The 19,143-nt window shown below is 68.6% G+C and carries 20 protein-coding genes; 14 read left to right on the top strand and 6 right to left on the bottom strand.

Annotation, left to right across the window (positions count from 1 at the left end; all coding sequences use genetic code 11):
• The first annotated feature begins 67 nt into the window (after positions 1-67).
• Both RT655_RS00210 and RT655_RS00205 read left to right on the top strand, forming a co-directional pair.
• Positions 68-2,008: a SurA N-terminal domain-containing protein gene (locus RT655_RS00210; RefSeq protein ID WP_313534301.1), complete on the top strand. Its 1,941-nt coding sequence runs from the start codon at positions 68-70 to the stop codon at positions 2,006-2,008.
• Entirely contained in the window at positions 2,005-3,492 is a 1,488-nt protein-coding gene (locus tag RT655_RS00205) for an anthranilate synthase component I family protein (protein ID WP_313534300.1), read from the top strand. The genes RT655_RS00210 and RT655_RS00205 overlap by 4 nt, the downstream gene beginning before the upstream one ends.
• A gap of 18 nt (positions 3,493-3,510) precedes the next feature.
• Here the strand turns inward: RT655_RS00205 and RT655_RS00200 are convergent, their stop codons facing one another.
• Complete coding sequence (locus RT655_RS00200) at positions 3,511-3,921, bottom strand: hypothetical protein (protein ID WP_313534299.1); 411 nt, start codon at positions 3,919-3,921, stop codon at positions 3,511-3,513.
• Between the two features lie 112 nt (positions 3,922-4,033).
• On the opposite strand from RT655_RS00200, the gene RT655_RS00195 reads away from it, so the two are divergent.
• The 10 genes from RT655_RS00195 to RT655_RS00150 all read left to right on the top strand — a co-directional run bounded on the left by RT655_RS00195 (position 4,034) and on the right by RT655_RS00150 (position 11,528).
• The gene (locus tag RT655_RS00195; RefSeq protein ID WP_313534298.1) at positions 4,034-4,618 is read left to right on the top strand and encodes an aminodeoxychorismate/anthranilate synthase component II; all 585 of its coding nucleotides are present in this window, start codon (positions 4,034-4,036) and stop codon (positions 4,616-4,618) included.
• A gap of 45 nt (positions 4,619-4,663) precedes the next feature.
• The gene (locus RT655_RS00190) at positions 4,664-5,068 is read left to right on the top strand and encodes a hypothetical protein (protein ID WP_313534297.1); all 405 of its coding nucleotides are present in this window, start codon (positions 4,664-4,666) and stop codon (positions 5,066-5,068) included.
• A gap of 55 nt (positions 5,069-5,123) precedes the next feature.
• Positions 5,124-6,119 (top strand): anthranilate phosphoribosyltransferase, encoded by a 996-nt coding sequence (gene trpD / locus RT655_RS00185; protein ID WP_313534295.1) that lies wholly within the window; start codon positions 5,124-5,126, stop codon positions 6,117-6,119.
• On the top strand, positions 6,116-6,886 hold the full coding sequence (trpC, locus tag RT655_RS00180; protein WP_313534293.1) for an indole-3-glycerol phosphate synthase TrpC: 771 nt from the start codon (positions 6,116-6,118) through the stop codon (positions 6,884-6,886). The genes trpD and trpC overlap by 4 nt, the downstream gene beginning before the upstream one ends.
• On the top strand, positions 6,883-7,356 hold the full coding sequence (gene moaC / locus RT655_RS00175; protein WP_313534291.1) for a cyclic pyranopterin monophosphate synthase MoaC: 474 nt from the start codon (positions 6,883-6,885) through the stop codon (positions 7,354-7,356). The genes trpC and moaC overlap by 4 nt, the downstream gene beginning before the upstream one ends.
• An 84-nt stretch (positions 7,357-7,440) precedes the next feature.
• On the top strand, positions 7,441-8,238 hold the full coding sequence (gene cobA, locus RT655_RS00170; protein ID WP_313534289.1) for a uroporphyrinogen-III C-methyltransferase: 798 nt from the start codon (positions 7,441-7,443) through the stop codon (positions 8,236-8,238).
• Positions 8,235-8,531, top strand: coding sequence for a DUF2849 domain-containing protein (locus tag RT655_RS00165; RefSeq protein WP_313534288.1), 297 nt, complete (start codon positions 8,235-8,237; stop codon positions 8,529-8,531). Before cobA ends, RT655_RS00165 begins: the two co-directional genes overlap by 4 nt.
• Before the next feature lie 187 nt (positions 8,532-8,718).
• Positions 8,719-10,353 (top strand): nitrite/sulfite reductase, encoded by a 1,635-nt coding sequence (locus RT655_RS00160; protein WP_313534287.1) that lies wholly within the window; start codon positions 8,719-8,721, stop codon positions 10,351-10,353.
• Positions 10,346-10,771 (top strand): DUF934 domain-containing protein, encoded by a 426-nt coding sequence (locus tag RT655_RS00155; RefSeq protein ID WP_313534286.1) that lies wholly within the window; start codon positions 10,346-10,348, stop codon positions 10,769-10,771. Before RT655_RS00160 ends, RT655_RS00155 begins: the two co-directional genes overlap by 8 nt.
• The gene (locus tag RT655_RS00150) at positions 10,764-11,528 is read left to right on the top strand and encodes a phosphoadenylyl-sulfate reductase (protein WP_313534285.1); all 765 of its coding nucleotides are present in this window, start codon (positions 10,764-10,766) and stop codon (positions 11,526-11,528) included. The genes RT655_RS00155 and RT655_RS00150 overlap by 8 nt, the downstream gene beginning before the upstream one ends.
• 10 nt (positions 11,529-11,538) lie before the next feature.
• On the opposite strand, the gene RT655_RS00145 is transcribed toward RT655_RS00150, so the two are convergent.
• On the bottom strand, positions 11,539-12,864 hold the full coding sequence (locus RT655_RS00145) for a carbohydrate porin (RefSeq protein WP_313534283.1): 1,326 nt from the start codon (positions 12,862-12,864) through the stop codon (positions 11,539-11,541).
• Between the two features lie 97 nt (positions 12,865-12,961).
• Here RT655_RS00145 and RT655_RS00140 point away from each other — a divergent pair, with 97 nt between their 5' ends.
• Positions 12,962-13,240, top strand: coding sequence for a metal/formaldehyde-sensitive transcriptional repressor (locus tag RT655_RS00140; RefSeq protein ID WP_093295239.1), 279 nt, complete (start codon positions 12,962-12,964; stop codon positions 13,238-13,240).
• A 12-nt stretch (positions 13,241-13,252) separates the two neighbouring features.
• Positions 13,253-14,056: a fructosamine kinase family protein gene (locus RT655_RS00135; protein ID WP_313534281.1), complete on the top strand. Its 804-nt coding sequence runs from the start codon at positions 13,253-13,255 to the stop codon at positions 14,054-14,056.
• A gap of 1 nt (position 14,057) precedes the next feature.
• Here RT655_RS00135 and RT655_RS00130 read toward each other — a convergent pair whose 3' ends face one another.
• From RT655_RS00130 to RT655_RS00115, 4 genes are read right to left on the bottom strand one after another with little or no spacing between them, the layout of a single operon-like run.
• Complete coding sequence (locus RT655_RS00130) at positions 14,058-15,950, bottom strand: XrtA/PEP-CTERM system amidotransferase (protein ID WP_313534280.1); 1,893 nt, start codon at positions 15,948-15,950, stop codon at positions 14,058-14,060.
• Between the two features lie 33 nt (positions 15,951-15,983).
• Positions 15,984-17,249, bottom strand: a complete 1,266-nt coding sequence (locus tag RT655_RS00125) for a TIGR03087 family PEP-CTERM/XrtA system glycosyltransferase (RefSeq protein WP_313534279.1) — start codon at positions 17,247-17,249, stop codon at positions 15,984-15,986.
• On the bottom strand, positions 17,249-18,301 hold the full coding sequence (locus RT655_RS00120) for a FemAB family XrtA/PEP-CTERM system-associated protein (protein WP_313534275.1): 1,053 nt from the start codon (positions 18,299-18,301) through the stop codon (positions 17,249-17,251). The genes RT655_RS00125 and RT655_RS00120 overlap by 1 nt, the downstream gene beginning before the upstream one ends.
• Positions 18,298-19,143: an XrtA system polysaccharide deacetylase gene (locus RT655_RS00115; RefSeq protein WP_313534272.1), complete on the bottom strand. Its 846-nt coding sequence runs from the start codon at positions 19,141-19,143 to the stop codon at positions 18,298-18,300. Before RT655_RS00115 ends, RT655_RS00120 begins: the two co-directional genes overlap by 4 nt.

Raw genomic sequence — 19,143 nt, 5'->3', positions numbered from 1 at the left:
CACAAGCTTGAAGGCGCGCGACACCGGCCCTAAAGCGGGCCCAAATTCCTCGAACGAACGGCTCTCCATGCTCAACGCCTTCCGGAACTTCACCAAGTCGCGCTACGGCCTGATCATCGTCTTCATTTTTCTGGGCCTGCTCGCGATCGCCTTTGCGGCAAGTGACGTCACCGGCATGCGCCAGGGAATCACCGGCAGCAGCGGCGCGCTGGCGACCGTGGCCGGCGAGAAGGTGACCGAGCAGCAGGTTCGCGATCGCCTGGAACGTTACGTGCGCAATGCGCAGGCGCAGGGCCAGAACATCACGATGGCACAGCTGCTGGCGCAGGGCGGGTTCGAGGCCGCGCTGAACGATGCCGTCAACACTGCCGCGCTCGAGGCGTTCGCGAACCAGAACGGCATGGCGGTCGGCAAGAAGCTGATCGACACCGACATTGCCAACAATCCGCAGTTCGCCGGCATGGACGGCAAGTTCAGCCAGCAGACCTTTGAGCAACTGCTCGCGCAGAATCGCCTGACCCCAGCGGTGTTCCGCGAGGGCATGACCACGCAGCGCTATGCCGCCTGGCTGGTCGGCCCCGTCGCCTTGCGCGCGCCCGCCCCCGCCGGCGTGGTGACCCCCTATGTCGCGACGCTGCTCGAGCGCCGCACCGGCATCGTCGGTTTCGTCCAGTCGCTGGCGATGGACCCCGGCCCCGCGCCCGACTCCAACACCCTCGCCGGCTATTATGCGCAGAACCGCAGCCGCTATCAGGTGCCCGAGCGCCGGATCGTCCGCTACGCGCTGGCGCAGCCCGACGCGCTGAAGGCCCAGGTCACGCCGACCGAGGCCGAGATCGCCGCGGCCTACAAGAAGGATGCCGCCAAATACGCCGCCAGCGAGAAGCGCGGCGTCGCGCTGGTCCAGGCGATCAGCCAGTCGGTCGCCGCCAAGGTCGCCGCCGCTGCCAAGGGCGGTGACCTGGTCGGCGCCGCCAAGGCCGCCGGTCTCGAAGCCCGCACTATCGAGGCCAGCGACAAGGCCGGCCTTGCCAAGCAGGTCTCCGCACCCTTCGCCGATGCCGCCTTCGCTGCGCCGGCAACCGCGCTGCAGGGCCCCGTCCAGCTTGGCGGCGCCTGGTTCGTCTACCGCGTGAGCAAGGTCGAGAATATCGCCGCCCGCACGCTCGACCAGGTTCGCGCAGAGCTCACCGAGGAAGTCGCCAAGCGCAAGCTCGCCGCGCTGCTCGCCGATTCGCGCCAGGCGATCGAGGACGCCGTCGGCGACGGTGCAACCTTTGACGAGGCCGTCGCCAAGGCCAAGCTGACCGCGGTGCGCAGCCCCGCGCTGATCGCCAACGCCACCGACCCCGACAATGCCGCCTATCAGCCCGACGCTGCCATCACCGCGGTGACAAAGGCCGGCTTCGGCTTCGAGCAGGCCGGCGACGAGCCGCAGGTGGTGCCCGTAGGCCAGGACGGCAGCTTCGCGCTGGTCTCGCTCGAGAAGATCGTGCCCGCCGCGCCTCGGCCGCTCGCCCAGATCACCGACAAGGTGAAGGCCGACTATCTGCTCGACCAGGCGCTCGCCAAGGCGCGTACCGCCGCCACCGCGATGCTGCCCAAGCTGCAGAAGGGCGTGCCGATGGCGCAGGCGCTCGCCGAGGCAGGTGCGACCAAGGGGGCCCCGCCCAAGCCGTTCGACTTCAAGCGCAGCGAACTGCGCGGGAAGGAGAACTTCATCCAGATGGCGTTCGACATGCCGGCCAGGACCGCGCGGCTGGTCGAGGCGCCGAACCGCGCCGGCTATTATGTCGTCTATGTCGACACGATCCAGCCGGGGAACCTCGCGGGCGATCCGCAGGGTCCGCAGATGCTCCAGTCGATCACCCAGGCACTGGGCCAGGTGGGCGCGCAGGAATATGAGCGCCAGTTCACCGCCTCGCTTGTCAGCGCGCTCAAGGTCCGTCGCAACGAGACGGCGATCGCCCGCCTCCGTGCCGACCTGCAGCGCAACGGCGGCCAATGATCCAGGGCCTCGACGCCGCCCGCGCTGCGCTCGCCGCCGGCCGGCCGGCCTTGGTCTGGCGCCGGCAGGTCGCCGATACCGAGACGCCGGTCGCCGCGGCGCTCAAGCTGATCGAACCGGGCCGGGGTGACTTCCTCCTCGAATCGGTCGAGGGCGGATCGATCCGCGGGCGGCACAGCCTGATCGGGCTCGCGCCGGATCTGGTGTTCCGCGCGACCGGCACCGCGGCTGAGATCAACCGGCATTGGCTCAGCGATCGCCTCGCGTTCGAGCCGCTGTCGAACGATCCGCTGGCGGCGCTGCGCACCCTTGTCGCCGATTGCCGGATGGACGTACCGGTGGAATTGCCGCGCGCGCTTGCGTGCCTGGTGGGCTATTTCAGCTACGAGACGGTCGGGCTGGTCGAGAAGCTGCCGCGGCCGCCGCAGAGCCCGGTCGGCGTGCCTGACATGATCTTCGTACGGCCGACCGTGCTGTTGGTGTTCGACCGGCTGGCGGATACGCTGTTCTTCGTCGCGCCCGTCTGGCCGGGCGCCGATCCGGAAGTCGCCGCAGAGCGGATCGACGCAGTCGCCGCGCAGCTCGCCAGCGCACCGCTGCCCGCCCCCGTCCGCGCCGATCCGGTCGCCGTTCAGCCGGCCCCGGTGCTGCCGCAAGGCCGCTACGGTGAGATGGTGGCTGCGGCGAAGGACTATATCGCGGCGGGCGACATCTTTCAGGTGGTGCTTGCCCAGCGCTTCACCGCGCCCTTCCCGCTGCCGCCGTTCGAGCTCTACCGCGCGCTGCGACGGATCAATCCCTCACCCTTCCTTTACCATCTCGATCTGCCGGGCTTCGCGCTTACCGGCTCGAGTCCGGAGATCCTGGTCCGCGCCCGTGACGGCGAGATCACCATCCGTCCGATTGCGGGGACGCGTCCCCGCGGCCGCACGGCTGCCGAGGACGAGGCAAATCGTGCCTCGCTGCTCGCCGATCCCAAGGAGCGCGCCGAGCATCTGATGCTGCTCGACCTTGGCCGCAACGATGTCGGCCGCGCCGCCGCGCCCGGCAGCGTCAAGGTGACGGACAGCTACACGGTCGAATTCTACAGCCATGTGATGCACATCGTGTCCAACGTGGTGGGCACGCTGCGCAAGGACGCGGACGCGATCGACGCGCTGTTCGCCGGCTTCCCGGCGGGTACGGTGAGCGGGGCACCAAAGGTCCGCGCGTGCGAGATCATCGCCGAGCTGGAAGCGGAGACGCGCGGCCCCTATGCGGGCGGCGTCGGTTATTTCTCGCCGGATGGGTCGATGGATTCGTGCATCGTGCTGCGCACCGCGCTGGTGAAGGACGGGGTGATGCACGTGCAGGCGGGCGCCGGGATCGTTGCCGACTCCGATCCAGCCTATGAGCAGCGCGAATGCGAGGCCAAGTCCGGCGCGTTGTTCGCCGCCGCGCGCGAAGCGATCGCGCGGGCCAGCGAGGCGGGCTTCGGCCAATAGGCCGACCCGCCTTGGGGCTCACGGCACGCGCGAGGCCTTCGCCTCCCGGTCGAGCTTGTCCTGATACCATTGCTGCAGCATCTGCCGGGTGCAGCCGGTCTGGCCGCCGCTGCCGACCGCCGAGCAGCTGTTGGGCATACCCGCGCGGTTGAAATCCTCCACCACTTCCATCCGGCGCGACCAGCTCGTCGAGGGTGCATCCTCCTTGGGTTGATCGCGGAAGCGCTTGGGTATGCGATACGGCGACTCGCCTGCATTCGAGCAGACAACGATCTCGTCCGGATTTGCAGGCTTGGGGCAGCTCTCCTGGCCATAGAGCAGAATGCTGCGCACCCGCTTGGGCGGCCCATCCTGCGCCGTCTGGTTCTGGGTCTGGGCGAAGGCCGGCGTGGCAAGCAGGGCGGTGGCAAGCATCAAACGGGCAAACATCCGGCAAACTCCTTGGGTGATACAACGTCCCTGCCCCACCAGCGGTGCCGCCGCACTGTGGCGCCCACAAGGCCGGATTGTGCTGCGGCTGTCGAGCGCCTAGGTCTGGGCCATGATCCTGGTCCTCGACAATTACGACAGCTTTACCTGGAACCTCGTCCATTATCTGATGGAGCTGGGCGTGGAGGTGCAGGTGGTGCGCAACGATGCGCTGACCGCGAACGAGGCAATCGCCAGCAACGCGCAGGGCTTCCTGATCTCGCCCGGCCCCTGCACGCCCAACGAAGCGGGGATCAGCCTGGATCTCGTCGCCGCTTGCGCCGATCTCGGCAAGCCGCTGCTGGGCGTGTGCCTGGGGCACCAGGCGATCGGCCAGCATTTCGGCGGCAGCGTCGTCCGCGGCGGGCTGATGCACGGCAAGACCTCGCCGGTGCGCCATGACGGCACCGGGCTGTTCACCGACCTGCCCTCGCCCTTCACCGCGACGCGCTACCATTCGCTGATCGTCACCGACATTCCCGACAGCCTGCTGGTCAACGCCACCGCCGAGGATGGATCGGTGATGGGCTTCCGCCACGCGGCGCTGCCGATCCACAGCGTGCAATTTCACCCGGAAAGCATCGCCACCGAGCACGGCCATGCGATGCTCGCCAATTTCCTGCGGCTGGCGGGCATCGAGGCGACCGCTACTGCCTGACCTGCTTCAGCCTCGGTTCATCGCAGATATGCCAGGAGAATCGCCATGAAACCGACCCTCGCCACCCTGCTCGCCGGTGCTGCACTGCTTGCGGCGCCCGTTGCCAACGCTCGCGATCGGGCCACGCCGGAGCAGCAGCTTGCCAAGCTTCTCGACGGCCGAGTCGCGGGCAAGCCGGTCGATTGCATCAGCCTCGTCCGAACGGGGTCGAGCCAGGTGATCGACGGCAAGGCGATCGTCTATACCGACGGCAGCACCTTGTATGTCAACGAGCCGCGCGGCGGCGCAGAGCAGCTGGACGGCAACTCGATCCTGGTGACCAACACCTTCGGGTCGCAGCTGTGCAGCATCGATACGGTGCGGCTGATCGATCGCAGCTCCTATTTCCCGCGTGGCTTCGTGTCGCTGGGTCAGTTCGTCCCTTACACCAAGCCCAAGAAGAGCAACTGAGGCCCCAAAGCAGGATTTGCTCGACAGGCTGGCCGCACGCCGGAATAGAGGCGGCGTGACCAGCCTGAGCCTGCTTCCCGATCCGTCCTCCCCGCTTGCGCGCGAAACCGCTGCCCAAGCCTTTGCCGACATTCTCGACGGCACCGCGCCCGAAGCGGAGATCGAGGCCTTTCTCATCGCGCTCTCCGTGCGCGGCGAGACCAGCATCGAAATCGCCGAGGCCGCCCGCGCGCTCCGCAATCGGCTGGTCCCGGTGACGGCGCCCGAAGGCGCGATCGACGTCTGCGGCACCGGCGGCGACGGGCACCACACGCTCAACGTCTCGACCGCAGTCAGCCTCGTCGTGGCGGCGGCCGGCGTGCCTGTAGCCAAGCATGGCAACCGCGCCGCTTCCTCCAAGGCGGGCGCGGCGGATACGCTGGAGGCGCTGGGGCTCAACCTCGATCGCGCCGCAGCGCGGGCCGAGGAGAGCCTCAACGAGATCGGCATCGCGTTCCTGTTCGCCCAGCACCATCACCCATCGCTCGGCCGCATCGCGCCGATCCGGCGGCGGATCGGGCGGCGGACGATCTTCAACCTGATGGGTCCACTCGCCAACCCGGCGCATGTCCGCCACCAGCTGATCGGCATCGCGCGGCCGGATTATGCCCCGGTCTATGCCGAGGCGCTGGAGCAACTGGGCGTCGAGGCAGCCGCGATCGTCTCGGGCGAGGATGCGCTGGACGAGCTTTCCACCGAGGCGGCGAGCGTGGTCGTCAATGTCGGCCGCGCCAGACTGCCAACCCGGATCACCCCCGAGGATGCCGGCCTGCCGCGCCACCCGCTCGCGGCGATCCGCGGCGGCGATCCCGAATACAATGCGCTTGCCCTGCGCCGCCTGCTCCAGGGCGAGCACGGCGCCTATCGCGATGCGGTGCTGTTGAACGCGGCCGCCGCGCTGATGGTCGCGGGCCGCGCCGATGACCTTCTGGACGGGGTGGAGGAAGCTGCCGAGATGCTCGACAACGGGCTTGCCAACGCCCTTCTCGACTGCTGGATCGCCTTCGCATGAGCACCATTCTCGACACGATCATCGCCACCAAGCGCACCGAAGTCGCCGCCCGCAAGGCTGCCCCACGCACCTGGCCGACGCCCACCGCACCGCGCGGCTTCAAGGCAGTGCTGGACGCGCGGGCAGCGGCGGGCGGCTATGGCCTGATCGCCGAGATCAAGAAGGCCAGCCCGTCCAAGGGCCTGATCCGCGCCGATTTCGATCCGCCCGCCCATGCCCGCGCCTATGCAGCCGGCGGCGCGGCCTGCCTCTCGGTGCTGACCGACCAGGACTATTTCCAGGGCCATGAGGACTATCTGATCGCCGCCCGTGCTGCGTGCGAGCTTCCGGTAATCCGCAAGGACTTCCTGATCGATCCCTGGCAGGTCGAGGAATCGCGCGCGATCGGTGCCGATGCGATTCTGATCATCGTGTCCGCGCTCGACGACGGCCAGATGGCCGAGATCGAGGCGGCGGCGATCGAGCAGGGCATGGACGCGCTGGTCGAGGTCCACGACGCCGAGGAACTCGAGCGCGCGCTCAGGCTCAAGTCGCGGCTGATCGGGGTGAACAACCGCAATCTCAAGACCTTCGAGGTCGATGTGCAGAAGACGTACGACCTCGTCCGCCATGCGCCGAAGGACTGCACCTTCGTTGCGGAGTCCGGTCTCAACAACCGCGCCGATCTCGATGCGATGGCCGAGCACGGCATTCGCTGCTTCCTGATCGGCGAGTCGCTGATGCGGCAGGCCGATGTCGAGGCGGCGACGCGGGCGTTGGTCGGATGAGCGGGCTTACCCATCTCGACGAAACCGGCGCGGCGCACATGGTCGATGTCGGCGGCAAGGCGGTCACCGCGCGCGAGGCGGTGGCGCGCGGCCGCATTACCATGTCGGGCGAGGCCGCCGCAGCGATCCGCGATGGCAGCGTCAAGAAGGGCGACGTGCTCGCCACCGCGCGCATCGCCGGGATCATGGCGGCAAAGAAGACCTCCGAGCTGATCCCGCTCTGCCACCCTTTGCCCCTCACCCGCGTCGCGATCGACCTCGACCTGGACGAAACCGGCATCACCGCCACCGCCACCGCGGCAACCGAGGGCAAGACGGGCGTGGAGATGGAAGCGCTCACCGCCGTGTCGGTGACGCTGCTCACGCTCTACGACATGGCCAAGGCACTCGATAAGGGCATGGTGCTCGGCAACATCCGCCTGCTGACCAAGACCGGCGGCAAGTCGGGCGACTGGCGTGCGGAAGGCTGAGGCGCGGGCGGCAAAAGAATCCCTTAGCCGCCCCAAACCGATCCTCCATTGCCCTGCCACGGCCACCGGGCCATGTGCGGCCTCATGGCTACGCTTCTCGACCCCAATTCCCGCGGCCGCGTGATCCTTGTCGGCGCGGGTCCCGGCGATCCCGGCCTGCTCACCGTCCGTGCCGTCGCAGCACTCAAGGCGTGCGACGTGCTCGTCCATGACGGGCTGGTCGACGATCGCGTGCTCGATCTCGCACCCCAGGCGCACCGCATCTCGGTCGCCAAGCGCCGCTCGAAGCACACGTTGCCGCAGGAATCGATCAACGCGCTGATTGTCGCGCATGTGAAGACTGGCGCGGTCGTAGTCCGGCTCAAGGGCGGCGATCCGTTCATCTTCGGGCGCGGGGGCGAGGAAGTGGAAGCCGTGCGCGAAGCCGGACTGCCGGTGGAAGTGATCCCGGGCGTCTCCGCCGCGCTGGGTGCCGCCGCCGAGGCGATGCTGCCGCTCACCCATCGCGACTGGTCGAGCGCGGTCAGCTTCGTCGCCGGCCAGTGCAAGGGGCTGACCGACCAGGACTGGTCGGGCCTCGCCGGCAAGGGCCGCACGCTGGTGATCTATATGGGCGTCGCCACCGCCTCGGCGATCGCGGACAAGCTGATGGCCGACGGTGTCGCACCGGACATGCCGGTCGCGGTGCTGGAGCGCGCCACGCTGGAAGGCCACCGCGCGATCCGCACGCTGCTCGCCGATCTCGGCCCGATGGTCGAGCGTGAGGACGTGCAGAGCCCGGCGATCATCGTCGTCGGCGAAGTGACGCTGCTGGCCGACGCCGAGGACAAGCTCGCCCGCTGGGCGCGCACCGCTGAAACGCTGGGCGAGGATCAGGTATGAAGCTGCTGACGGGCAACGATCTTTCGACCGGCGACGTGGTCTGGTGGACCGGCGAGAGCTGGTCGCGCCATCTGGCCGAAGCCGTCGACGTGGGCGATAAGGGCGATGTGCTCGCCGCGACCGAAGAAGCCGCGCGCCGCGTCAACGTACCCTATGTGATCGACGCGGAGACGACGCCGGAAGGCCCCCGCCCCGCGCACATCAAGGACCGCATTCGCGCGCTCGGCCCCACCGTGCGCCCGGACCTGACCCTCAAGCCCGCCGACCCGCAGGCCGGAAGCTGGGTGATATGAGGTTCGTCTTTTCGATCCTCCCCGGCAACGGGAGGGGGACCGCCGCCGAAGGCGGTGGTGGAGGGGGATCTCCACGAGGGACTCGCCCGCTGCACTCCCCCTCCACCATTCGCGGTCGCGAATGGTCCCCCTCCCCGTTCCAGGGAGGATCTTGGCCCTCCCCCGCGCGCATCGACTGAGACCGCCCATGTACAAGTACGACGAATATGACGCCTCGATCGTCGCCGCGCGCGTCGAGGAATTTCGCGACCAGGTCCAGCGCCGCCTCGCCGGCCACATGACGGAGGACCAGTTCAAGCCGCTGCGGCTGATGAACGGGCTCTATCTGCAGCTGCACGCCTATATGCTACGCGTGGCAGTGCCCTATGGCACGCTCAACGGTCGGCAGATGCACCTGCTCGCGCACATCGCCCGCAAGTACGACCGAGGCTATGGCCATTTCACCACGCGCCAGAACCTTCAGTACAACTGGATCAAGCTGGAGGACGCGCCCGAGATCCTCGCCGAGCTGGCGACGGTGGAGATGCACGCCATCCAGACCAGCGGCAACTGCATCCGCAACATCAGCTCGGACCAGTTTGCCGGCGCCGCGGCCGACGAGATCACCGATCCGCGCCCCTGGGCCGAGTTGCTCCGCCAGTGGAGCAGCTTCCACCCCGAGTTCAGCTACCTGCCGCGCAAGTTCAAGATCGCGGTGATCGCCAGCGACACCGATCGCGCCGCGATGCGGCTGCACGACATCGGCATTCAGATCGTCAAGAACGACGCGGGCGAGCTCGGCGCGCGCATCTATGCTGGCGGCGGCATGGGCCGCACGCCGATGATCGCCTCGCTGATCAAGGACTTCGTGCCCTTCGCCGACTTCGTCAGCTATCTGGAGGCGTGCCTGCGCGTCTACAATCGCCACGGCCGCCGCGACAATATCTACAAGGCGCGGATCAAGATCCTCATCCACGCCCTTGGCGCAGAAGAATATGCCCGCCAGGTCGAGGAGGAATTCCAGGCGGTGAAGGCGCTGGGCATCGATCCGCCGCAGGCCGAGTTCGATCGCATTGCCGCCCATTTCGCACCCCCGGCGTTCGAGGCAGACGCGCCGGACACGGTCGACCGCAGCGATCCCGATTTCGCCGTCTGGCTCGACCAGAATGTCCACGCCCACCAGGCGCCGGGCTATGCGGTGGTCACGATCAGCCTCAAGCCGATCGGCGGCATCCCGGGCGATGCCTCGGCCGACCAGATCGACGTCATGGCCGATCTTGCCGAGCGCTACAGCTTCGACGAGCTGCGGGTGACCCATGCCCAGAATATCGTGCTGCCCCATGTCCGAAAGGCCGATCTCTACGCGATCTGGACTGCGCTGCGCGAGGCGGGGCTGGCCGAGGCCAACCTCGACCTGATCAGCGATATCATCGCCTGCCCGGGCCTCGATTACTGCAGCCTCGCCAATGCCCGTTCGATCCCGCTCGCGCAGAAGATCAGCGAACGCTTCGCCGATCCCGCCCGCCAGCGCGACCTGGGCGAGCTCAAGCTCAAGATCTCAGGCTGCATCAATGCCTGCGGCCATCATCATGCTGGCCATATCGGCGTCCTGGGCGTCGACCGGAAAGGCACCGAGAACTACCAGCTGCTGCTGGGCGGCTCGGGTGCCGAGGATGTCAGCCTGGCCGATATCACCGGCCCCGGCTTCAGCGAGGACGGCGTGGTCGATGCAATCGAGCGCGCGACCGACGTCTATGTCCGCGAGCGCACCCCCGGCGAGCGCTTCGTCGACACCTATCGCCGCATCGGCATGGCACCGTTCAAGGAGGCCATTTATGGTTGAGTTCCTGCGCTACCGCGACGACGAGGCGCATGACGAACCTGCCGTCACGCTCGACAGCTTCTTCGGCCAGTCCAACGCCACCGCGGTGCGGATCGAGGCCGGCGAGGATGCGCGCGCGCTGCTGCCGCATTTGGAGCGCATCGCGCTGGTCGAGGTGAGCTTCCCGAGCTTCCGCGACGGCCGCGGCTATTCCACCGCCCGCATCCTCCGCGAGGCGGGATACAAGGGCGAGCTGCGCGCGCAGGGCGACGTCCTCGTCGACCAGATCCCGCTGATGCGCCGCTGCGGCTTCGACAGCTTCGCCCCCGACGCGCCGATAGACGCCGCGACGCTGGAAGCCGCGCTCAACCGTTACGACTTTCGCTACCAGGCGGCGGCCGATCCCATCGTGCCCGTGTGGAAACTGCGCCATGGCTGAACCGGCGCGCCAGATCGACCGGATCGATGTGACGCCCCGCTTCACCGAGGCGTATGCGATGCGGCTCAACACCCGGTTCCTCGGCGTCCCCACGCTGGAGATGCTGCGCGCCGTGCTGGCCGAGAAGCTGACGGGGGAGACGGCGATCGTCTCGTCCTTCGGCGCGGAATCGGCGGCGCTGCTGCACCTGGTCGCCAGCGTCGATCGCTCGGTGCCGGTGCTGTTCCTCGATACCGGCAAGCATTTCCCGGAGACGCTTGCCTATCGAGACCTGCTGGTCGAGCGGCTGGGCCTGACCGACTTCCGCAACCTCCGCCCCGATCCCGAGCTGCTGGCCAAGCGCGACGGCACCGAACTGCGCTGGTCCTATGACCCGGACGGCTGCTGCGAGATCCGCAAGGTGCTGCCGCTGGAGGCAGGCCTGGCCGGCTTCGATGCGACGATTACCGGGCGCAAGGCGTTCCAAGCGAGCACCCGCGCCGCCTTGCCCCGCTTCGAACTCGACGGCGAGCGGCTCAAGATCAATCCGCTGGCGGATTGGACCAAGGCCGATCTCGACACCTATTTCACCGCGCACGACCTGCCGGTGCATCCGCTGGTCGCGCAGGGCTATCCCTCGATCGGCTGCGCGCCGTGCACCAGCAGGGTCAAGCCGGGCGAAGATCCCCGCGCCGGGCGCTGGCGCGGCTGGGACAAGACCGAATGCGGCATCCACACGCCGACCAGCGACGACGACGCCAACCAGCCGGTGTTCTGACGCCGCCGCCTCAGAACCCGCCGTGCAATCGTAACGCCAGCACATTCGCTGGTCCTCGATCGCGATTATACCCAGGGTTCGCGACGAACTGATAATCGAGGGTCACGTCGAAGCCCTTGCGCGGCTGCCAGTCATAATAGGCCTCCGCGATCGCCTCGCTGCCCGGGTGGGGCAGTTCGCCGTCGCCGACCAGCACGCCCAGCCCGCCCGCATCGAGATAGCGCTGATGCGCGCGCGAGATACCGTTGACGATGCCGACCAGCCCGACGCGGTCGTTCGCCCGCCCCCAGCCCGCGCCGTTCAGCGATGCGCCGAGCTGAACGGTGCGATCGATATCGGTGAAATCATAGGGCTCGATCGATCCGTCGGCAAAACCCGCGCGTGCAAACAGGCCGAGGGTGGACGTCACCGCCTGTTCCGCATTCACCCCAAGGCCCATCCGGGTCGTGCGCTGGCGAACAAGGGCCGTATCCGCCGCCAGTCCCTGGACTGCGCCCAACGCCAGCGCATCGTCGAACCGCCCGAACTGCCCGCGATTGCCAAAGGCAGTGACGCGGATCGCGCCGGGCTGCCCGCCAAGGGTGTGGCGATGCTCGACCTCGACATCGACCTGATATTGCCGGAAGTCGCGCTCCAGCGTCTCGCCATTGGGGATCTTCGAGAGGTTGAACAGACCGGCGCGCAGCGTCCACGCCCCCTGATACCACTCCGCCGCCACGCCCGTGGAATAGCCCCAGGCATCGGCGGCATAATCGAAGCTGCCGGTATCCACCGCCGACCAGTTGAGAAAGTCGCCGCGCGGATCATGCGCGTAGCGGTTGGTGTCGAACACGTCGCCGACGCCGAACTTGCCAAGCGTCAGCACCAGCCGGTTGGCGGTCTGGCTGCCGCCGAGTACGTTCATCGCAGGCACCACTGCGCTAGCCGCGCCGTCCAGCCCGATCGTCTGGCGGAAGAACAGCCGCTGGAGCCGCAGATAGGGCTCGTCCATGCCGACCTTATAGGCCTCGGCGCTGGGAAAGCCTGCCACGCCCAGCGTGTTGGACAGGCCAAAACCCTGGTCGATCTCCGGGTTCACCCACAGCTCGCCTCCCGCCCAGGGCCGCACCCCGGCATAGAGCGTCACGTCGATCGTCTCGCGCACCTGCTTGGGCGTCAGGCTGTTCGGCCCGCGATAGGGATCGTCGAAGCCGCCCACGCCCTGCACCACCATCGTGGCTTGGCCATGCACCGCGAAGATCTGCGGGTCGCCCGTATCCTGCGCCTGCGCTGCTACCGGCAGCAGGAAGAACAGCGCGGCCGCGGCGGCGGCCGACTTGGGGAAGGCGTGGAACATGGACTTATACCCCGAAATCCGGCGGAGATCGCCGACTCGACGGGAGCGCCCGTATACCCTAGGGGGGTATCCGGCAAGCAGAACGGAACGGCAGAAAATGAGCCATGTCGCGCGCGAGAAGCAGAAGCTGCTCAACCGATTGAAAAGATTGCGCGGACAGGTCGAGGCAATCGAGCGCGCGGTCGAGGCGGACACCGAATGCGCGCGCGTACTGCAGCAGGCGACGGCGTGCCGCGGGGCGCTGGACGGCTTCATCGCCGAAGTGATCGAGGATCATATCCGCGAGCATATGCTGGAACCCGACGCCGCCCCGGATGATCCCAAGGTGCAGGCGGCCGAGGAACTGGTCGCGATCGTCCACCGCTATCTCACCTGATCGGAGCGCCACATGCAGACCAGCCTTGCCGATCGCGCTGCCACGCTGCTCGGGGTGCCTGTCTTGGGTGCGGCCGCGCTTTCCGGTGGGGATCTTTCCGCGGTCCACCGGCTGCGGCTGGCCGATGGCGGCAGCGTGATCGCCAAGCAGGGGCCGCTGGTCTCGGAAGAGGCCGAGATGCTGGCGGCGATCGCCGCGCGCGGCGCGCCGGCGCCCGCGGTGCTGGCAGTGGGCGAAGACCTGCTGCTGATCGCGGAAATGCCGAACGACGGGCATCTCGGCACCAGCTGGGGCAATCTCGCCACGGTGCTGGAAACCCTGCATGCGGCATCCGGCCGCGCCTATGGCTGGCCCGCCGATTACGCCTTCGGCCGCGTCGCCATCCCGAACGGTACCACCGATGACTGGCCAAGCTTCTGGGCAGAGCGGCGGCTGCGTACCCATCTGCCGCATGTGCCTGCGCCGCTCGCCCGCCGGCTCGATCGACTGGCCGATCGCCTTCCGGACCTGCTGCCGAGGCATCCCGCGCCCGCGCTGCTGCACGGCGACCTCTGGGGCGGCAATGTGCTGACCTCCGGCGGCGGGGTGACCGCGCTGATCGATCCCGCCTGCTATCATGGCGACCGCGAAGTCGATGCCGCGATGCTCACGCTGTTCGACGCGCCGCCCGCCCGCTTCTTCGACGCGCTCGCGCTGTCGCCGGGATGGCAGAAACGGCAGCCGATCTACCGGCTATGGCCGCTGCTCGTGCACCTCCGGCTGTTCGACAGCAGCTATATCGGCGCGGTGGAAGCAGCGCTGGCGGCGGTCGAGTAATTCAGCCGAACAGCCGCGCCAGGCTACGTTCCAGCATCACCAATTGCCACAATGTGCGGCCATGCTCGGCGCGGCCCGCGCGGTGGTCTTCGGCGAGACGCGTGATCGTGCGCGGCTCGAACCAGCCGCTCTGGAGGAGCAGCGGCGAGCGGGCGAGCGCCGCCGCCTCCTCGGCCAATGCGTGGCGGAACCAGGCGCTGATCGGGGTGACGAAGCCCATCTTGGGCCGATAGAGGATCTCGCGCGGCAGCCAAGGTTCCAGCGCCTTCTTCATCAGCCACTTGCCCTGCCCGCCCCGGATGCGGAGCGAGGGCGGCATGCTCGCCTCGAACTCGACAAGCCGGTGATCGAGCAGCGGCTCGCGCGCCTCCAGTCCCACCGCCATGCTGGTGCGGTCGACCTTGGTAAGGATGTCGCCGGGCAGCCAGTGGCGGATATCAGCATATTGGGCGCGGTCGAGCGCATCGCGCGCGGGCGCGTTCCGCATCGTCTCGACATAGCGCGTCTCGGCGCGATAGCCATCGAGCGCCGCACGCGCGGTGTCGCTGTAGAGCTGGTCGCGAAGGGCTGGCGTGGTGACGCCGACTGCTTTGGCATAAGCCTGCGCGCCATCCTCGGCGAGCGCGAGCAGCGTCGTCTTGGCGCGGAACGGGCGCGGTGCCCAGTCGGCCTTGGGATAGAGCGCGCCGAGCTGCCCGAACACCCGCGCCCGCAGGTGCGGCGGAAGCAGGCCACGGACCCGCTCCTCGGCAGCGAAGAAGCGGTGGCGGCGATAGCCGGCCAGCGCCTCGTCGGCGCCGTCGCCCGACAGCGCTACGGTCACGCTCTCACGGGCGAGCTGGCAGACGCGATAGGTCGGCAGCGCCGAGGCGTCGGCAAAGGGCTCGTCGAACGCGGCGACCAGCGTGTCGATCAGGCCGTAATCCTCCGCGCCCACGCTGCGGGTGCGATGGCTGGTGGCGAAGCGTGCCGCCACGTTCGCCGCATGGGCGGTCTCGTCCAGCCCCGCCTCGTCGAAGCCAATCGTGCACGTCTTCACCGCCGCCTTGCTGCGCTCGGCCATCAGCGCGACCACCGCCGAGCTGTCGACCCCGCCCGACAAGAACGCGCCCAGCGGCACATCGGCAATCATCCTCGAGCGGACGGCGGTGCGCATCCGCTCGATCAGCTCGGCCTTAAGGTCGCGGGGGCGGCCGGTGGCGCGGCGGGTGAAGTCGATGTCCCACCAGCGCACCGGCTGCGGCGCCGGGCGGCCGCGCTGGAGAAGCAGGAAATGTCCCGCCGGTAGCTTCTGCACGCCCGCCACGATGGAGGCGTCGTCGGGCACATAGCCCAGCGCCAGATAATCCTCGACCGCGCGGAAATCGGCGGCGCGGCGGAGCAGCGGATGCGCGAGCAGCCCCTTTAGCTCCGAGGCAAAGGCGATCGCGCCATCAGCCAGCTCGGCATAATGGAGCGGCTTCACCCCGAACCGGTCGCGGGCGAGGAACAGGCTCTGGCTGGCCGCGTCATAGAGCGCGAAGGCGAACATGCCGTTCAGCCGGGCGAGCAGGTCCGGCCCCCAGGCGCGCCAGCCATGGAGCAGCACTTCGGTATCGCTGTCGGTCATGAACCGGGCGCCCAGCGCCTCCAGCTCGACGCGGACCTCGCGGAAATTGTAGATCTCGCCGTTGAAGGTGACGGCCAGGCTCTGGTCGGGCAGCGCCATCGGCTGCACCCCGCCTTCGAGGTCGATGATCGCCAGCCGGCGATGGCCGAGGCCCACCCCCGCCACGCACCACACCCCCGAGCCGTCGGGACCGCGATGCGCCTGCGCATCGCTCATCGCGACGATGCGCGCAGGATCGATCGGCTTGGGAAGACCAGAATAGAAGAGGCCGGCGATACCGCACATCAGCGCATGCCCTCGGGTTCGCCCATGTGTCCCCTATCGTGGCCGTTCATGATCCGCATCGTAGCGGCCCGGTACCAAGCGATCGGCAAGCGCGCCACCCCGCTGGTGTCGCTGGCGTGCGGGAGCAGCGAGCAGCGCGTCGAGCGGCGCCAGCCGCGCGTCCCAGCTGTAGCGGGCGATCACCCGCGCACGGGCGGAGGCGCCGAGTGCCGCGGCGCTATCGGCGTCGTCGAGCAGGCGCATCACCGCATCGCCGAACGCATCTGCGCCATCCGCGACGCAGAGGGTGCCGGCATGGTCGATCCCCTCGGCCGCGGCCGGCGATGCGACCACCGCGCGCGCCATCGCCATACCCTCCAGCACCTTGTTCTGGATGCCGCGTGCCAGCCGCAGCGGCGCCACCACCAGCGCGGCCGCGGCAAGCCAGTGGCGCACGTCGGGAACGGTGCCGGTGACGAGGACGCCCGGTCGCTCGGCCAGCGCCTCCACGGCGGGCGTCGGCGCGCGTCCCACGATGGCGAAGCGAGCATCGGGGTGGGCATGTCGAATGCGGGGGAACACCGCGTCGGCGAACCAGGTGACCGCCTCGATATTAGGCCGATAGTCCATCTGGCCGGTGAAGACGAGCAGCGGACCCGCCCCGCCAATCGGCTCAAAGCGATGGGAGGGATCGTAGAAGACTGTGTCGATGCCGTTCTCGATCGCGTGGATGCGGGGAGCGTTCGTGCGCGCCCGGAACAGCGCTGCCTCGGCCTCGCTGACGAACAGGCTGGCATCGGCTTCGTCGGCGACGCGGCGTTCATGGGCGAGCAGCAGCCGCGCCTCGCGCCGATGGACCCACGCCATCGGCCCGCGCCCGCCCTTGGCATAGGCGGCGAACTTGGCCGAATCCATGTCGACAAAGTCCATGATCCTCCGCTGCTTCGGCTGCGGCGGCAGATACTGCGCCATCTGGCTGGAGAAGACGAAGATCGTGTCGACCGGCTCCGCCGCGAGCAGCGCGTTCACCGCGGTGCGCACGGCCGGGTGGGCGAAGGCCGCGACAGACACCGGCTGGCGCCGTAGCACTGCGCGTGCCCCCGTCCAGCCGGTCGGCGCTTCCCGCCAGACGATCGTCCGCGTCGCCGTACAGGATGCAAGGCCATCCTGGTTCTGCAGGTCCTCGGGATCGTCGGCGAAGGCGACGAGGTGGACGCGGTGATCCTGGGCAAGATGGCGCAGCAGGTGATAGGCGCGGATCTTGTCACCCCGATCCGGCGGAAAGGGTATGCGATGGGCGAGGAACAGGATGTCGCCCATCAGCCGAGCCCGCGCGACAGCAGCGGCCCGATGCGGTTGGCTGCCCAGAGCGGCAGCCGCTTCCACGCCGCGATCTGCAGCCGGTACTTTGGATCGAGCGGGTTGATGCTGCGCGGTGCCGTGCCCTCAGCATGGCGGGAGAAATAAACGAGAGGCTTGGGCGCAAAGCCCCAGTTCTTCTTGAACGCCGCCGCGCCGGTGCCGGCCTTCGACCTTCCGAAATCGAATCGCGAACAACCGCGCGCGCGGGCATGCGCCATCAGCGCAAAATACATGCGGTCGTTGGCACGGAGCCCCCGTGCCGCCTCGGTCCCCCCGCCCCAATAGGGATAAACGGTGCCCCGCCAGTAGAGGCTGAGCACGCTCGCCACCGCGCGGCGCTGGTGCCGAACGGTGAGGATGTCCGCCTCCGCCCCGAACGCGTCCAGTACTGCTGCGAACAGTGCCGCCGGGAAGACCGGCGTGCCAAGATTGCGGACGCTTTCGGCATAGACAGGATAGTGTGCAAGCCGGGCGCTCCGATCGTCACCCCCCTCCACCGTCAAATCCGCAGCGAGCGCTTTGCGCAGCTCGGCGCGCTGCTTGCGCGGCACGGCGAGCAGTTCCGCCTCGTCATCGTTCGCGAGCCGGCGGACGAAGCCCAGATACGTCGTGTCGTCGCGCACCCAGTCTTCCCCCGGACAGGGCCCGCCGCGCAGGTCGACGCTCGGACAGCGGAGGCGGGTCGCAAGGCTCCACGCCGCCTGGCCCAGCGCCATCACCGCAGGCCCCTGCTCGACAAGAATGCCCCCGCCGACGCCGAAACCGGTCGATACCAGCGCCCGGCCGAACAGCGGCGAGGCGATGGCGGTCAGCGGCAACACCCCGACGATCCGCCCGCCCGCGCCCTCCGCGACAAGGTAGTGGCTGCGCTGACGGCACCCCTTCGAAACCGCCATGCTCCACTCCGGCAGATGGAAGGGCGTGGCGTCGGGCTGCGCATCGATCCAGGCGGCGAGACGGCCGCGCTCGCTTGCATCGTGCAGATCGGCCGTGCGGATGGTCAGTGTCACGCCAGCCGCTCCGCCGCCTGCGCTGCGATCGCATCTACCCGGCCCCAGTCGTGCGATCCGAGCAGCTTCCGCAGCTTGCCCTCCATCGCGCCTAGCCGCGCATAATGGCGTAGGCGCGACTTCAAGGGCGCCGTGCGAACCCGCGGCTGTCGCGGATCGATCTCCCACGGATGAAAATAGAACATCGCCGCCTCACCGCCCCCATTTGCAGCGCGGACCGCGCGATCGGTCACCCCCTGCGGCAGCAGTCGGAAAAAGCCCCCACCCGCGGTCACCTCCCGCCCGAGCACCCGCGCGATCGTGATCGGCAGCTCGATCAGCCGGGCATCGGGCAGCGGGCGGAACGGCATGCGCGGGGCATCGGGCCAGCCATAATGATCATGCGCGATGGGCGCGATGCTCGACGAGTAGCAATAGCCCGCCTCGGCCAGCACCGCATGTGCCCAGGGCGTGCGCCGGTCGATCGAGAAGCTCGGCGCGCGATAGCCGTTCACCGCGACGCCGGCGGCATCCTCCAGCGCGGCGCGGGCGCGGGCGAGATCCTCGCGGAACTGATCGGGCGTCAGCGTGAAGACGCGGGCATGGTCCCAGCCATGGCTAGCGACTTCGTGGCCCGCCTCGGCGATGCGGCGGATCAGCTTCGGGTGCCGGTCCGCCACCCAGCCGAGCGTGAAGAAGGTCCCCTGCACCCCCGCCGCCGTGAACAGCGCCAGCACGCGATCGGTATTCGCCTCGACGCGCCGCTCCAGCCCGTCCCAGTCGCCGCGGGCGATGGTGGTCTCGAAGGCACCGACCTGGAACCAGTCCTCGACGTCGACCGACAGGCCGTTGCGCACCGCCAT

Source organism: Sphingomonas sp., assembly GCF_032114135.1.
Classification (GTDB): Bacteria; Pseudomonadota; Alphaproteobacteria; order Sphingomonadales; family Sphingomonadaceae; genus Sphingomonas.
The sequence above is the reverse complement of the archived record's forward strand: the minus strand, read 5'-3'. Positions and strand labels throughout refer to the sequence as shown.

Bases quoted from the DNA above. Each gene is read 5' to 3' on its own strand.
- RT655_RS00210 (WP_313534301.1), top strand. From the start codon at position 68: ATGCTCAACGCCTTCCGGAACTTCACCAAGTCGCGCTACGGCCTGATC.
- RT655_RS00205 (WP_313534300.1), top strand. From the start codon at position 2,005: ATGATCCAGGGCCTCGACGCCGCCCGCGCTGCGCTCGCCGCCGGCCGG.
- RT655_RS00200 (WP_313534299.1), bottom strand. From the start codon at position 3,921: ATGTTTGCCCGTTTGATGCTTGCCACCGCCCTGCTTGCCACGCCGGCC.
- RT655_RS00195 (WP_313534298.1), top strand. From the start codon at position 4,034: ATGATCCTGGTCCTCGACAATTACGACAGCTTTACCTGGAACCTCGTC.
- RT655_RS00190 (WP_313534297.1), top strand. From the start codon at position 4,664: ATGAAACCGACCCTCGCCACCCTGCTCGCCGGTGCTGCACTGCTTGCG.
- trpC (WP_313534293.1), top strand. From the start codon at position 6,116: ATGAGCACCATTCTCGACACGATCATCGCCACCAAGCGCACCGAAGTC.
- moaC (WP_313534291.1), top strand. From the start codon at position 6,883: ATGAGCGGGCTTACCCATCTCGACGAAACCGGCGCGGCGCACATGGTC.
- cobA (WP_313534289.1), top strand. From the start codon at position 7,441: ATGGCTACGCTTCTCGACCCCAATTCCCGCGGCCGCGTGATCCTTGTC.
- RT655_RS00165 (WP_313534288.1), top strand. From the start codon at position 8,235: ATGAAGCTGCTGACGGGCAACGATCTTTCGACCGGCGACGTGGTCTGG.
- RT655_RS00160 (WP_313534287.1), top strand. From the start codon at position 8,719: ATGTACAAGTACGACGAATATGACGCCTCGATCGTCGCCGCGCGCGTC.
- RT655_RS00155 (WP_313534286.1), top strand. From the start codon at position 10,346: ATGGTTGAGTTCCTGCGCTACCGCGACGACGAGGCGCATGACGAACCT.
- RT655_RS00150 (WP_313534285.1), top strand. From the start codon at position 10,764: ATGGCTGAACCGGCGCGCCAGATCGACCGGATCGATGTGACGCCCCGC.
- RT655_RS00145 (WP_313534283.1), bottom strand. From the start codon at position 12,864: ATGTTCCACGCCTTCCCCAAGTCGGCCGCCGCCGCGGCCGCGCTGTTC.
- RT655_RS00140 (WP_093295239.1), top strand. From the start codon at position 12,962: ATGAGCCATGTCGCGCGCGAGAAGCAGAAGCTGCTCAACCGATTGAAA.
- RT655_RS00135 (WP_313534281.1), top strand. From the start codon at position 13,253: ATGCAGACCAGCCTTGCCGATCGCGCTGCCACGCTGCTCGGGGTGCCT.
- RT655_RS00130 (WP_313534280.1), bottom strand. From the start codon at position 15,950: ATGTGCGGTATCGCCGGCCTCTTCTATTCTGGTCTTCCCAAGCCGATC.
- RT655_RS00125 (WP_313534279.1), bottom strand. From the start codon at position 17,249: ATGGGCGACATCCTGTTCCTCGCCCATCGCATACCCTTTCCGCCGGAT.
- RT655_RS00115 (WP_313534272.1), bottom strand. From the start codon at position 19,143: ATGGCGGTGCGCAACGGCCTGTCGGTCGACGTCGAGGACTGGTTCCAG.